The 14,075-nt window shown below is 67.8% G+C and carries 12 protein-coding genes; 8 read left to right on the plus strand and 4 right to left on the minus strand.

Annotated features, from left to right (window positions below; translation table 11 throughout):
* Positions 1 to 68 precede the first annotated feature (68 nt).
* Genes LQ564_RS03225 through LQ564_RS03250 form a run of 6 tightly spaced genes read left to right on the plus strand, consistent with a single transcriptional unit; the run spans position 69 to position 7,637 of the window.
* The gene (locus tag LQ564_RS03225; protein ID WP_231056632.1) at positions 69 to 1,772 is read left to right on the plus strand and encodes an NAD(P)H-dependent oxidoreductase subunit E; all 1,704 of its coding nucleotides are present in this window, start codon (positions 69 to 71) and stop codon (positions 1,770 to 1,772) included.
* The gene (fdhF, locus tag LQ564_RS03230) at positions 1,769 to 4,570 is read left to right on the plus strand and encodes a formate dehydrogenase subunit alpha (RefSeq protein ID WP_231056633.1); all 2,802 of its coding nucleotides are present in this window, start codon (positions 1,769 to 1,771) and stop codon (positions 4,568 to 4,570) included. Before LQ564_RS03225 ends, fdhF begins: the two co-directional genes overlap by 4 nt.
* Positions 4,567 to 5,451: a formate dehydrogenase accessory sulfurtransferase FdhD gene (locus LQ564_RS03235; RefSeq protein WP_231056634.1), complete on the plus strand. Its 885-nt coding sequence runs from the start codon at positions 4,567 to 4,569 to the stop codon at positions 5,449 to 5,451. The genes fdhF and LQ564_RS03235 overlap by 4 nt, the downstream gene beginning before the upstream one ends.
* Positions 5,451 to 6,158 (plus strand): ABC transporter permease, encoded by a 708-nt coding sequence (locus tag LQ564_RS03240; RefSeq protein ID WP_231056635.1) that lies wholly within the window; start codon positions 5,451 to 5,453, stop codon positions 6,156 to 6,158. Before LQ564_RS03235 ends, LQ564_RS03240 begins: the two co-directional genes overlap by 1 nt.
* 29 nt (positions 6,159 to 6,187) lie before the next feature.
* Complete coding sequence (locus LQ564_RS03245) at positions 6,188 to 6,814, plus strand: energy-coupling factor ABC transporter ATP-binding protein (RefSeq protein WP_231057363.1); 627 nt, start codon at positions 6,188 to 6,190, stop codon at positions 6,812 to 6,814.
* A gap of 16 nt (positions 6,815 to 6,830) precedes the next feature.
* Positions 6,831 to 7,637 carry an ABC transporter substrate-binding protein gene (locus tag LQ564_RS03250; protein WP_231056636.1) on the plus strand — a complete coding sequence of 269 codons (807 nt, stop codon included), beginning with the start codon at positions 6,831 to 6,833 and terminating at the stop codon, positions 7,635 to 7,637.
* Here the strand turns inward: LQ564_RS03250 and LQ564_RS03255 are convergent.
* The gene (locus LQ564_RS03255; RefSeq protein ID WP_231056637.1) at positions 7,591 to 8,703 is read right to left on the minus strand and encodes an MFS transporter; all 1,113 of its coding nucleotides are present in this window, start codon (positions 8,701 to 8,703) and stop codon (positions 7,591 to 7,593) included. The two genes, LQ564_RS03250 and LQ564_RS03255, sit on opposite strands and share 47 nt — an antisense overlap.
* Positions 8,704 to 8,793: 90 nt before the next feature.
* Between LQ564_RS03255 and LQ564_RS03260 the strand changes: the two genes are divergently transcribed.
* The gene (locus LQ564_RS03260; protein ID WP_231056638.1) at positions 8,794 to 9,675 is read left to right on the plus strand and encodes a LysR family transcriptional regulator; all 882 of its coding nucleotides are present in this window, start codon (positions 8,794 to 8,796) and stop codon (positions 9,673 to 9,675) included.
* Here the strand turns inward: LQ564_RS03260 and LQ564_RS03265 are convergent, their stop codons facing one another.
* The 3 genes from LQ564_RS03265 to LQ564_RS03275 form a co-directional block, all read right to left on the minus strand.
* Positions 9,676 to 10,287 carry an HD domain-containing protein gene (locus LQ564_RS03265; RefSeq protein WP_231056639.1) on the minus strand — a complete coding sequence of 204 codons (612 nt, stop codon included), beginning with the start codon at positions 10,285 to 10,287 and terminating at the stop codon, positions 9,676 to 9,678.
* 26 nt (positions 10,288 to 10,313) lie between these two features.
* The gene (locus LQ564_RS03270) at positions 10,314 to 11,060 is read right to left on the minus strand and encodes a DUF8692 domain-containing protein (protein WP_231056640.1); all 747 of its coding nucleotides are present in this window, start codon (positions 11,058 to 11,060) and stop codon (positions 10,314 to 10,316) included.
* A 243-nt stretch (positions 11,061 to 11,303) separates the two neighbouring features.
* The gene (locus LQ564_RS03275) at positions 11,304 to 12,806 is read right to left on the minus strand and encodes a CYTH and CHAD domain-containing protein (RefSeq protein WP_231056641.1); all 1,503 of its coding nucleotides are present in this window, start codon (positions 12,804 to 12,806) and stop codon (positions 11,304 to 11,306) included.
* Between the two features lie 212 nt (positions 12,807 to 13,018).
* Here LQ564_RS03275 and LQ564_RS03280 point away from each other — a divergent pair, with 212 nt between their 5' ends.
* On the plus strand, positions 13,019 to 14,047 hold the full coding sequence (locus tag LQ564_RS03280; protein WP_231056642.1) for a hypothetical protein: 1,029 nt from the start codon (positions 13,019 to 13,021) through the stop codon (positions 14,045 to 14,047).
* Positions 14,048 to 14,075 lie beyond the last annotated feature (28 nt).

Consider the following 14,075-nt stretch of genomic DNA (forward strand, 5'->3'; position numbering starts at 1 on the left):
AGCAGAACTTGAACTGCGACACCGCATCTAACAGAGTCAAGCTTTAACAGAACAAGCAGGGACGCACCATGAACCATCCCGTCATCCCGATCGCCCCCGCCGGGGCCAGCCGCCAGCGCAAGCGCGAGGCGCCCAAGGGCCGCCGCGTCGACCCGCAGGCCCTCCTCGACGTGCAGGGCCTGCTCGGCGCCGCATCGCGCCAGCCCGACCTCCTGATCGAACACCTGCACGCCATCCAGGACGCCTTCGGCTGCCTGTCCAGCCAGCACCTGGCCGCGCTCGCGCAGGAAATGCGCCTGGCCCAGGCCGAGGTCTACGAGGTCGCCACTTTCTATCACCACTTCGACGTGGTGAAGGAGGGCGAGGCCGCCCCCGCCGCGCTCACGGTGCGCGTCTGCGCCGGCCTCTCCTGCGAGATGGCCGGCGCACGCGCGCTGCTCGACAAGCTGCCGGCCCTGCTGGGCCGCGAGGTGCGCGTGCTCGAGGCGCCCTGCGTCGGCCGCTGCGAACAGGCGCCCGCGGCGATGGTGGGACAGCACGCGATTCCCCAGGCCACGCTCGAGACCGTGCTCGCCAAGGCCGCCGCCGGCCAGGTGACGGATGCGGTGACGACCCACATCGGCTACGACGACTACCGCGCCGCCGGCGGCTACGCGCTCCTGAGTGACTGCACCGAAGGCCGCCGCGACGTCGAGAGCGTGATCGCCACGATGGAAAGCTCCGGCCTGCGCGGCCTGGGAGGCGCCGGTTTTCCGCTGGGCCGCAAATGGCGCATCGTGCGGGCCGAAGCAGGTCCGCGCCTCATGGCCGTCAACATCGACGAGGGCGAACCCGGCACCTTCAAGGACCGCGTCTACCTCGAGCGCGACCCGCACCGCTTCCTGGAAGGCATGCTGATCGCGGCCTGGGCGGTCGGCATCGAGGCCATCTACATCTACCTGCGCGACGAATACCACGGCTGCCGCGCGATGCTGGAAGCGGAACTCGACAAATTGCGCGCCGATCCGCCCGTGCCGGAGATGCCGCCGATCCAGCTGCGCCGCGGCGCCGGCGCCTACATCTGCGGCGAAGAGTCGGCCATGATCGAATCGATCGAAGGCAGGCGCGGCATGCCGCGCCTGCGTCCGCCCTACGTGGCCCAGGTCGGCCTGTTCGGCCGTCCGACCCTGGAGCACAACTTCGAATCGCTGTTCTGGGTGCGCGAGATCCTGGAGCGCGGCGGCGAATGGTTCGCCAGCCACGGGCGCAACGGCCGGCGCGGCCTGCGCTCGTTCTCGGTCTCGGGCCGGGTGCGCGAGCCCGGTGTGAAGCTGGCCCCGGCCGGCATCACGATCCGCGAACTGATCGATGAATACTGCGGCGGCATGCAGGATGGCCACGACTTCTACGCCTACCTGCCGGGCGGCGCCTCGGGCGGCATCCTGCCGGCGTCGATGAGCGATATCCCGCTCGACTTCGACACCCTGCAGCCCTACGGCTGTTTCATCGGCTCGGCCGCCGTGGTGGTGCTGTCCCAGCACGACAGTGCAGTCGGCGCCGCGCGCAACACGATGGCCTTCTTCAAGGACGAGTCCTGCGGCCAGTGCACGCCCTGCCGCAACGGCACCGCCAAGGCGCTGGCGCTGATCCATCAGCCGCAGTGGGACACGGACCTGCTGGGCGAGCTGTCGCAGGTGATGCGCGACGCCTCGATCTGCGGCCTCGGGCAGGCGGCGCCGAACCCGGTCGACTGCGTCATCAAATACTTCCCGCATGAGTTGAACCCATCATGAACGCTCCCTCTCCCGTCGTCACGTTCGAGCTGAACGGCCGCGAAGTCCAGGCCCTGCAGCACGAAACCCTGATCGAGGTCGCCGCGCGCGAAGGCGTCGAGGTGCCGCGCCTGTGCTACAAGGAAGGCTTCGAGGCGGTCGGCAACTGCCGCTCCTGCATGGTGGAGATCGATGGCGAGCGGGTGCTGGCGCCCTCGTGCTGCCGCCACCCATCCGCCGGCATGAAGGTGAAGACCGACAGCCCGCGCGCCCTGAAGGCCCAGCAGATGGTGCTGGAACTGCTGCTGGCCGACATGCCGGAAGCCGAGTACACCCGCAGGAACGAGGTCGACCTGTGGGCCGAGAAGCTCGGCGTGGGCAAGCCGCGCTTCCCCGCCACCCGCGCGCAGCCGCAACTCGATGCGAGCCACGCCGCCATCACCGTCAACCTCGACGCCTGCATCCAGTGCACGCGCTGCGTGCGCGCCTGCCGCGACGAGCAGGTCAACGACGTGATCGGCCTGGCCTTCCGCGGCGAGGGCGCCAAGATCGTGTTCGACCAGGACGACCCGATGGGGAATTCCACCTGCGTGGCCTGCGGCGAATGCGTGCAGGCCTGCCCGACCGGCGCCCTGATGCCGGCGCGGGGCGTGGCCCTGAACATCCCGGACAAGCAGGTCGATTCGGTCTGCCCCTATTGCGGCGTCGGCTGCCAGCTGACCTACAACGTCAAGGACAACAAGATTCTTTACGTCGAAGGCCGCCAGGGCCCGGCCAACCTGGGGCGCCTGTGCGTCAAGGGCCGCTACGGCTTCGACTATGCGCACCATCCGCACCGCCTCACCAAACCGCTGATCCGCCGCGAAGGCGTGCCGAAAAGCGGCGAGTTCACCATGGACCCGGACCGCGTGCTCGACGTATTCCGCGAAGCGAGCTGGGAAGAGGCCCTGGCGCTCGCCGGCGGCAAGCTGGCCGACATCCGCGATGCCCATGGCGGCGCGGCGCTGGCCGGCTTCGGCTCGGCCAAGGGCAGCAACGAGGAAGCGTATCTGTTCCAGAAGCTGGTGCGCACCGGGTTCAGGACCAACAACGTCGACCATTGCACCCGCCTGTGCCACGCCTCCTCGGTGTCAGCCCTGCTGGAAGGGATCGGCTCGGGCGCGGTGTCGAATCCGGTGATGGACGTGACCCGCGCCGAAGTCATCGTCATCATCGGCGCCAATCCGACCGTCAACCACCCGGTGGCCGCCACCTGGATCAAGAATGCGGTGAAGACGGGCGTCAAGCTGGTCGTGATGGACCCGCGCCGCTCCGACCTGGCGCGCCACGCCCACCGCTTCCTCCAGTTCAAGCCGGACACCGACGTCGCCCTGCTCAACGCGATGATGCACGTGATCGTCCATGAAAAACTGGTGGACGAAGCCTTCATCGCCAGCCGTACCATCGGCTATGCCGAGCTGGAAGCCAACGTGGCCAACTACAGCCCGGAAGCGATGGCGCCGATCTGCGGCATCGATGCCGACACCATCCGCTACGTGGCGCGCCTGTACGCCACGTCAGCGGGCTCGATGATCCTGTGGGGCATGGGCATCTCGCAGCACGTGCACGGCACCGACAATGCGCGCTGCCTGATCGCATTGAGCCTCATGACGGGCCAGATCGGCCGCCCCGGCACCGGCCTGCATCCGCTGCGCGGCCAGAACAATGTGCAGGGCGCCTCGGACGCCGGGCTGATCCCGATGATGCTGCCGGACTACCAGCGCGTCGACAATCCAAGCGCGCGCGCCCGCTTCGAGCAGGCATGGGGCGCCACGCTCGACCCGAAACCCGGGCTGACGGTGGTCGAGATCATGGACGCGATCGATGCCGGGCAAATCCGCGGCATGTACATCATGGGCGAGAACCCGGCCATGTCCGACCCCGACGCCAACCACGCGCGCGCCGCGCTGGCCGCGCTGGAGCACCTGGTGGTGCAGGACATCTTCCTGACCGAGACGGCCTACCTCGCCGACGTGATCCTGCCCGCATCCGCCTTCCCCGAGAAGACCGGCACCTTCACCAACACCGACCGCCTGGTGCAACTGGGCCGCCAGGCCATCGACCCGCCGGGCGAGGCGAAACAGGATCTGTGGATCATCCAGCAGATGGCGAGCCGCCTCGGCCTGCCGTGGAATTACGGCAGCGTGGCGGAGGTGTTCGACGAGATGCGCCGCAATATGGCCAGCATCGGCGGCATCACCTGGGAGCGGCTGGAGAGGAATGGCGCCGTGGTCTACCCCTGCATGAACGAGGGCGACACGGGTGAGCCGGTGGTGTTCACCGAACTGTTCCCGCGCGAAGGCGGCAAGGCGCGCTTCGTCCCGGCCGACATCATTCCGGCCGACGAGCGGCCCGACGCCGAGTACCCGATGGTGCTCATCACCGGCCGCCAGCTCGAGCACTGGCATACGGGCAGCATGACGCGCCGCGCCGGCGTGCTCGACGCGATCGAGCCCGATCCGGTGGCGCTGGTGCATCCGCTCGACATGGAACGTCTGAACGTGAAACCGGGCGACGCCATCACCATCGCCTCGCGCCGCGGCGAAGTGGTGCTGTATGCGCGCGCCGACGACAGCTCGCCGGTGGGCGCGATCTTCGTGCCCTTCTGTTACTACGAGGCGGCGATCAACCGCCTCACCAATGCGGCGCTCGACCCCTTCGGCAAGATCCCGGAATTCAAGTATTGCGCGATCAAGGTCGCGCCGGGCGGGGAGGTCGCACGCCAGGGCAGCTACGGTGGCGGCCAAATCCTGGCCGGCATGGCACAATTGGCAAGATGAGCCATCCGGAATCGCCACGCTACCGCCCTGAACTGTCCCAAGCCAGCGCCCGCCTCACCCACGAGGTGAGCGCGCTGGACGAGCGTGGCCGCGAATCCACCATCGCGATTCCGGCCGAACGCCCGCTGACGGTCTACGTCGACAAGCGCGAGATCGTCACCCTGATGACCCTGGGCGGCGCGCCGGAAGCGCTGGTGCTGGGCTACCTGCGCAACCAGCGCCTGGTGCGGGCCTTGGAAGATATCGTGTCGATCCAGGTCGACTGGTCGGTCGACGCGGTGGCGGTGGTCACGCGAAACGGCATCCTCGACATCGAGGAGCGCACGGCGAAGAAGGTCGTCACCACCGGCTGCGGCCAGGGCTCGGTATTTGGCGGGCTGATGGACGAGGTCGACCAGATCGCGCTCCCCGAGGACGCGCGCCTGCGGCAGTCGGTGGTCTACCGCATCGTCGAGACCATCCGCACCCAGCAATCGATCTACAAGCAGGCCGGCTCGGTGCATGGCTGCGCGCTGTTCTCCGATGCGGGTGAGCTTCTCTACTTCGTCGAAGACGTCGGCCGCCACAATGCGGTGGACGCCATCGCCGGCCTGATGTGGCTCGACGGCGTCGAAGGCGCGGACAAGGTGTTCTACACCACCGGCCGCCTGACCTCGGAGATGGTGATCAAGGGCGCGCAGATGGGCATTCCCTTCCTGCTGTCGCGTTCCGGCACCACGCAGATGGGCCACATGGTGGCCGAACGGGTCGGCATGTCGCTGCTGGCGCGCTGCTCGGGCAAGCACTTCCTGCTGCTGGCCGGCCACGAGCGCCTGGTGTTCGAGCCCGGTCTGCTGGAGCCCCTGAATGCGCCCCGGTCCGTCCCCGCCAGCGTGGCCTGATGTCGCTGCTGGACGCCATCGCGCACGCCTTCCGGCTGCTGTTCTCGGGCGATGCCGCCTTGTGGCACATCGTCTGGGTCTCGCTCAAGACCAGTGTCCTCGGCCTGCTGCTGGCGGCGCCGCCGGCGGTCTTCCTCGGCTACGTGATCGCCATGCACCGCTTCCCGGGCCGGCGCGTGGCGGTCTGGATCGCCCAGGCCGCGCTGTCGCTGCCGACGGTGCTCATCGGCCTGCTGCTGTATCTGCTGCTCTCGCGCCGCGGGCCGATGGGCGGGCTCGAATGGCTGTTCTCGCAGCAGGGCGTGGTGCTGGGCCAGATGGTGATCGGCCTGCCGGTGCTGCTGGCGTTTACCCTGGCCGCGGTGCAGGCGCTCGATCCGCGCTATGCCGAGACGGCCGTGGCCCTGGGCGCCTCGCGCTGGCGCGTGATGACCACCGTGCTGCACGAGGCGAGATATGGCGTGATGGCGGCCGTGATCAGCGGCTTCGGGAGGGTGATCTCGGAAGTCGGCTGCGCGCTGATGGTGGGCGGGAACATCGAAGGACAGACCCGCACCATCACCACCGCGATCGCGCTCGAGACCAGCAAGGGCGAGTTCGCGCAGGGGATCGCGCTTGGCATCGTCCTGGTGACCCTGGCCCTGTTCATGAACGGCGTACTGGTGCTGCTGCAGGGCGAGGCGAATACGGCGGGGGGACGAATTTGAAATCCTTGAGTCTGCTCACCATCCACGGCATGCGCAAGCGCCACGGCGAGCGCCTGCTGTTCGAGATCGATACCTTGACCATCGAAGCCGCGGCCGGCTACGTGCTCACCGGCGTGAACGGCGCCGGCAAGTCCACCCTGCTGCGCATGTTCGCCGGCCTGGAACGGTGCGAGGCCTGCACGGTCGAATTCGATGGCGAGCGGCTGCCGCTGCATCCCTATCCGGCCGCTTTGCGCAAGGCGATCGTCTTCGTGCACCAGCATCCGATCATGTTCTCGACCAGCGTGTTCCACAACATCGCCTACGGCCTGCTGGCGCGCGGCGAGAGTAAACGCGCCGTCGCGCCGGTGGTCGAGGCCGCGATGCATTGGGCCGGCGTCGAGCACCTGCGCGACACCGATCCCACCCGCCTGTCGGGCGGCGAGAAGCAGCGCGTGGCGCTGGCGCGCGCACGCGTGCTGCAGCCGCGCCTCCTGCTGCTCGACGAGCCGACCGCCAACCTGGATGGCCCCGCGCGCGAACAGGTGATGGCCCTGATTCCCACCCTGCTCGATGCAGGGGGCAGCGTGGTGATGGCCTGCCACGACCGCGACCTGATCGGGCTCCCCGGCATCCACCGCCTCAAACTGCGCGATGGACGCCTCGAGTATCGCTAATACTAGGAGAACAACCATGCAACGCCGACCATTCATTACCCTGCTGCTCAGCCTCGCCCTGGCCACGCCGTTCGCGCAAGCCCAGGAAACGCTGCGCCTGTCGACCACCACCAGCACCGAGAACTCGGGCCTGCTGAAATACCTGCTGCCGACCTTCGAAGCCAAGACCGGCATGAAAGTCGCCGTGATCTCGGTCGGCACCGGCAAGGCCCTGGAACTGGGCAAGAACGGCGACGTCGACGTCACCCTGGTGCACGCGCGCGCGATGGAAGACAAGTTCGTCGCCGAGGGTTGGGGTGTGGACCGCCGCGACGTGATGTACAACGACTTCATCGTCGTCGGCCCTGCCAACGACCCGGCCGGCGTCAAGGGCAACAAGGACGTGATCGCGGCCTTCCAGAAGATCGCCTCCAGCGGCAACAAGTTCATCTCGCGCGGCGACAATTCCGGCACCGACGTGATGGAGAAGGGCTACTGGCAGCAGGCAGGAACGAAGCCGGCGGGCGCCAGCTACGTGTCGGCGGGCCTGGGCATGGGCGAGGTGCTGAACATGGCCGCCGAGATGCGCGCCTACACCCTGACCGACCGCGCCACCTATGGCGCCTATAAGGCCAAGACCGGCCTGGCGATCCTGGTCGAAGGCGACAAGCGCATGGTCAACCCCTACGGCATCATCGCGGTCAATCCGGCCAAGCACAAGGGCGTGAACTACAAGGGCGCCAAGCAGCTGATCGAATGGATCACGTCCGCCGAAGGCCAGGCCAGGATCGCCGCCTTCAAGCCGGACGGCGAGCAGCTGTTCTTCCCGACCGCCGCCAAGTAAGAGCAGCCGCGCCGGCCAGCAGCAGGGCGGCCATGAAGGTGATACGCATGCCGCTCGCTGCGTACAACATGCCCATGACCGAGGCGCCCGCCGCCAGGCCGAGATTGCGCGACAGGGCCAGCAGGCCGGAGACCGCGCCGCGCCGGGCGCTATCGCAAGTCGCCATCACGGCGCTGTTGTTCGCGGCTTGGAACAGCGCGTAGCCGGTGGTCAGCAGCATCAGCGGGAGCACATAGCCGGCGATCGTCGCGGGGAGCAGCGCCAGCAGCGCGCAGCCCGCCGCCGCGCATATCAAACCGATGCGGCCGACGCGGGACGCGCCATGGCGGTCCACCGCGCGACCCGCCGGCACGCCGGCCAGCGCCGCCGCCAGCGGCCCGCAGGCCATCGCCAGGCCGACCGCCGCGCTGCCCAGCCCCAGGGTGCGCGCCAGGTGGAAGGGACCGATCACCATGGTCGCCATCACCAGGGCCGACATCGCGCCATTCGCCAGCAGTTCGGCCCACGGCGTCGCTCCTTTGGCCGCGACCGCGGCGCGGCTGGCTTCATGCGGCAGGCTGCGCCAGGCCAGCACGAAGGCAAGCACGCCCGGCGGGACGACGGCCGCGAACAGCGCCGGCCAGCCGAACGCCGCGAGCAGCAGTCCGCCGACGGCGGGGCCGAGCGTGGTGCCGGCGGCGGACATGGTGCCCAGCAGCCCGACCGCGCGGCCGCTGCCGGCGGCGAAGGGCAGGGTGAGGACCAGCATCGTGGACGCGCCGGCGCCCTGCAGCGCCCGCGCCGCCACCAGCAGCGGCAGCGAGGGCGCCAGCGCGCAGGCGGCGGACGCAGCGCAGAACAGGGCGATCCCGGCCAGCAGCACGCGGCGCCGGCCATGGCGGTCGCCGAGCCGCCCGGCCACCACCGCCATTGCCGTGCCGGCGGCCAGGTAGGCCAGCACGATCCACTGGATGCGCGCGTAGGGCGCGGCGAAGTGCGCGGCGAAGGCGGGCAGGCCGACGTTGGCAATGCCGGCGCCGAGCGCGGCGAGAAAGGTCGAGAGGGAGAGGGCGGAGGCGGCGTTCATGTCTCCAGCTTAGGTCGCAGCGAGCGATGGCGGAAGACGCACGGGTTGCAATGAATACCTGCGCGAAACGCCATGATGTAGACTCGCGGGATGGATCAACCGGACTTCAACCTGCTCGTCACGCTCGACGCCGTGCTGACCGAAGGCAGCGTGGCCGGCGCTGCCCGCCGCCTGAACCTGAGCGCCTCGGCCATGAGCCGCGCGCTGGCGCGCCTGCGCGAGACCACCAGCGACCCGCTGCTGGTGCGCGCCGGACGCGGCCTGGTGCCGACGCCACGCGCGCTCGAACTGCGCGAGCCGGTGCACCGCCTGGTCGAGGAAGCGCTGGCGGCGCTGCGGCCGGCCGCGCCGCTCGACCTGTCGACGCTCGCGCGCACCTTCACGCTGCGCACGCGCGAAGGCTTCGTCGAGAATTTCGGCGCCGTGCTGGTCGCGCGGGTTGCCGCGGAAGCGCCCGGCGTGCGCCTGCACTTCATGCCGAAGGCCGACCGCGAAACCACCTTGCTGCGCGACGGGACGGTCGACCTGGAAACCGGCATCGTCGGTGCGGAGGCCGATCCGGAAGTGCGCACCCGCGCGCTGTTTCAGGATCGTTTTATCGGCGTGGTCCGCGCCGGCCATCCGCTCGCGCGCGGCAGGATGACGCTGGCGCGCTACCTGGCCGCCAGCCACGTGCTGGTGGCGCGCCAGGGTGGACGGCAGTCGCCGGTGGACGTGGCTTTGCAAGGCGCTGAACGAAGCATCGCCGCCACCACCGGCAGCTTCGCCGCCGCACTGGCGCTGGCGCGGGCGAGCGACATGGTCGCCACGGTGCCGGCGCGCCAGACCGGTGTGCTGCGCGAGGGCATGCACAGTTTCGATCTGCCGATCGAGGTGCCGCCGCTGACGGTGTCGATGCTGTGGCACCCGCGCATGGACGCCGACCAGGCCCACCGCTGGTTGCGCGGCCTGGTGCTCGAGACCTGCGCCTGACTAGGCGCTGGCGAGGTTGCGCCGCGCCTGCGCCTCGAAGCGCGCGACCATCGTGTCTGTCGTGTAGATGCGCGCGCGGTCGAGGAAGCCGCGCAGGACTTCGCGCCGCTTGACCGCGAACACGTCCGGCGGGACCCAGGCATACTCGGCGCGGATCTGCGCTTCGTACTCGGCGAAGCGCGCTTCGTCGCTGCCCAGGATGGCGAGGTCGATGTCGACCAGGAGCGCGCTGTCCGGCGTACCTGGTGAGGCGGCGGCGCCGTGGCAGGTCGCCATGATCAGCGCCTCGACACGCTCGCAGGCATCCTTCGCCAGGCCGGCGTCACCCAGGGCCTGGACGGCCCACTGCGCCGAGCGCGCCTCGTTGTCGTGCGCACGCACGTCGTAGACGGCGTCATGGAACCAGAGCGCGAGCACGACTTCCTCGGGATGCGTCATCTCCTCGCGCAGTCCATCGGCGAGCGTGAGGCATTCCGTCAGGTGCTGCAGCGTGTGGTAGTGCCGCTGTGGTTCCGACCAGGCGTCGAGGAGCCGGTTGTACAAGCCTGCCGGCTCGGCGACGCCGAGCGTGCGCCATGCGGCAGTCCATCCTTTCGCCGCGCGGCGATCCATGGCGCTGCCTCAGGCGCAAGACAACATCATGGCCGCGCGTTTGCAGCCTGCATGGCGAAGGCCGGCAGGGCCGATTCCGCCTGGCCGAACGCGATCAGCCTGACATCGCCCGCGAGGTGATTCAGGAACGTCCTGACGAACATGATCAGGCCGCACATCTCGAGTCCTTCCTCGATGGTGACGAGCAAGGCATAGGTGAAGTCGTTGCCATAGGATTCGAAATAGGCGCCGTCCAGCAGTTCCATCCCCAGGCAGCCGCTCAGGTAAATGCCGACCGCGAGCAGGAAACTGTCGCGTGTACGGCGTGGCAGGCGCAGGAAGAAGCGCATGAATACCAGGGCGAGGACGCAGACACCCGCAATTCCGGGCACGACCCAGCTGAAGTAGAAAATCCCCAGTTCCCCGCCGCCGAGCATGGCGCGCATCGGCTCGATCATGCCTTCATGGACCTGGAAGGTTTCGTCGTAGGCCAGGAACAGGAAGCCGGCCGCCAGTGCGAACCAGTACTTCGTATCCGGATGGCCTTTCGACCGGGCCGCGCTCGCAGTCAGGAACAGCAGGGCCGCGCTGGAAAGCGCCAGGAGAGAGCTGAAAAAGGTGGGGACGTTCAATTCATTGTCGACGTTGAACAGCTGGACCAATCCCTTGACACTGTCGTACCCGAACTGGAAACGGACGAATTGCCCGGCAACGCTGGCAAGCAAAAGAAGAGCAACGATGAACAACAGGTTGACGACGATCCGTCGCGAATCGATGGACAGTTGGTTTGGCACGGCTCTCTCCCGGTTGACGCAATCCACCAGGCAGACTTGCCTTAGCGAGTTGCACTTTTGTAATATTTTGATAATGACATAATTATTACAAAGATGTCGTACGTTAGAATTCCGTTAAGAAAATGTGTCTGGAAGAGTATTTATTAAGTCAACATGGCAGGATTTCCGTTCCTGCCATGCGAAGGCGAATCAGTACCGGATGCGCATGACGAATGTGGCAGCCCGCACAGGTGAGCCCGGAGCTCAGGCCAGTTTCAATCGCGCAGCCGCGCCGAGCGCGTCGCGCAATCCATGGCTCGCCGTGTCAGCGGCTCCATTGACATAGCCGCGTGCGAACGCCGCATCGTGCGCATGCCCGCTGTTCTCCAGCACCGGCAGCAGCTTGTCCGCCACCGCCAGGTCGTTGAGGTGACCGAGGCGATCCTGCAGCGCCGACAGCGACTTCGCATACGCCTTGACCTCCTTGGCCGGCAGCAGGTCGCCGAAGAACTCGGCCGCATAGCGCGCCTTCTTGGCCGCGATGCGCACGCGGTGGCGTGCCGGCGCGTCGTGCTCGTCCAGCGCCTCGATGCGCTTGCGCAGGCGCTTCTGGGCCTTGCGCACCAGCGGCACCAGGCCATCCAGCGCCCGCTCGGCCAGCGGATCGTGCTTCGGCAGACCCGTCGCGGGACGCCACTGGCGGCCGCGCAGCCAGCCGTTCATCTGCAGCATCAGCTGGGTGTAGCGCGGCGAATGCAGGGTCGGCAGCATGGCCTTGTGCAGGGCGCGCGCGCGTTCCTTTGCCGCCGCCTGCAATGCTTCGGTGTGGATGCCATGGATGGCGGGCAGCGTGGTCTCGGCCAGCACGTCCCAGTCGCGCGTCGCGCCGAGCTCTCCGGACAGCCAGTCCAGGCCTTCCTTCAGCTCCGGCGGCAGCGGCGCCAGGTCGCCGACCATGTCGAGCAGGGCGCGCAGGCGGCGCAGGCCGACCCGCATCTGGTGCAGGCTCTCGACGCTCTGCACCAGTACGCCCGGCACGTTCGATTCGATCTGCGCCATGCAGTTCAAGCCCATGCACAGCAGCGCGTCTTCCATGCGCATCTTGCGCGTCAGGCGCACCTTGGCCGCCTTGACCGGGGCCGGCGCCGCACCCTGCAACAAGGCATAGCCGCGCGCTGCCTTGCTGTCGTTCGCGACCTCCAGCGGAATGTCCTGATGCAGGGCCAGCGCCAGCTCGAACAGGCGGGTCGGGTTGCCGCGCTTGAGTTCCAGTTCCAGTTCGCCCACGTCGACGCTGCGCTCGTTCGCGTCGATGCTGCCGCTGTCGAGCGCGCACTCGACCAGCTGGCCGCCGGGCAGGCCGATGTCCCAGGTGGTGCGGTGGGTGGTGCTGGTGAACACCGGCTGCAGCTGGCCGGTGATCGCGGGCGAGGACAGCACCTCGCGCAGCCGCTGCGGCTTGACCTGGCGCGCCAGCTCGGCCGGATCCGGCTGCGCGTTATCCAGGCTGGATTCCCACTCGCCGCGTTCGTGCAGCGTGGGCGAGCCGGCGGACGCGGTCTTGACGGTCTGGATCCAGGCGTCGCCATCGCGCCGCACGCGCAGGCTCAGGCCGGCGCGCCAGAGGTCGAGGGCCGGGGTGTCGTAATAGGTGTCGGTCAGCTCGTGCTCGCGGCGCGCGGCCTCGGGCAGGTTCGCGAGCAGGGGATGCTCGCGCATGCGCGCCACGTCGGACGCGGCGATCTTCAGTTTGAGTTCGGTTTCCATTGAATTTCCTCGCAAATCATTATTCGTTCTGTCGAGTCCATCTTACTGTGCGCTGTCCGGAATCCCGTTTCGATGTGACATCCGGATGACATCGTCCCGCCGGCAGGCGCGTCATGCGCATATGCCAGGTGCTCACCTTGCTAGAAGCTGATTAGGCGGTCTATCTTGATGAAGAGGCGAGGACACGAGGCCATCATTCAAGGGGGAAGTTGATGTTCATCAAATTGTTGTCTGCCTGCCTGTTGGCCGTCTGCACTGTGCGGCCAGCCTTTGCGGCGCCGGTCTATACCTTGACGCCATATAGCGGCAAGTACTCGTCGGCCATCGCCATGAACGAGCGGGGCGAGGTTGCTGTCAATAACCACGAAGCTACTATTCCGAACCGCGCTTCGCTGAACTGGCCGGGCGGCTATCTCGACTATGGCACACTCGGGGGCTCGAATGCCGAGGTGTACGGCATCAACAATCGCGGCGGCGCCGTCGGCGTATCCGACCTCGCGCACGGCGGGCAGGCCGGCTTCCTCTACTCGGATGGAACGATGCGGGAATTCTTGCCCAGCCGGGACCTGGGTCCGCCTACGCTCATCAACGACCGTGGCGATGTCGCCGGAAGCGGCAATGACCGCCCCTTCCTGTACAGCCAGGGCAAACTCGAACAGTTTGGGACGAGCAATAGCAGCGTGAGCGATATGAACGAATCCGGCGTCGTGGTCGGCGCGCTGAACTTTCCCGGCGGCCGCGGGCATCCTTTCATGTATAGCGAAGGAAAGTTGACCGACCTGGGCACGGTCGGATGGTCATATGGCACTGCTACTGCGATCAACGACGTGGGCGCGATCGTCGGTTATGGGGCGACCGATGCAGGCGTGCCGGGCGCCTTCCTGTTTCAGGATGGCGTCGTGCACAGGCTCGACGATCTTCCCGCAGGCAGCATGCCGTCCGATATCAACAACCTCGGCGACATCGTCGGCATCGCCGGCGAACGACCCTTCCTCTACCGCGACGGGATCTTGTTCGACCTGGATAGCCTGCTGCCGGCAGGCCGGAATTTTGCCCTGCGCGATGCGCTCGACGTCAACGACCGGGAACAGATCCTTGCAGGAGCCTGTTTTACCGGCAACGACGCGGCGTCCGGCTGTTTCGGCGCCGTGCTCACGCCGGTGCCGGAACCCCGGGCCTGGCTGATGCTGCTGGCCGGCATGGTGGCCGTCACCGCCTGCCGTGCGCGGCGCAGCCGCTGAGCGCGCGGCCGGCGCTTCCGTCGCCATC

Origin of the sequence: Massilia phyllostachyos (assembly GCF_021044825.1) — a bacterium.
Classification (GTDB): Bacteria; Pseudomonadota; Gammaproteobacteria; order Burkholderiales; family Burkholderiaceae_D; genus Telluria; species Telluria phyllostachyos.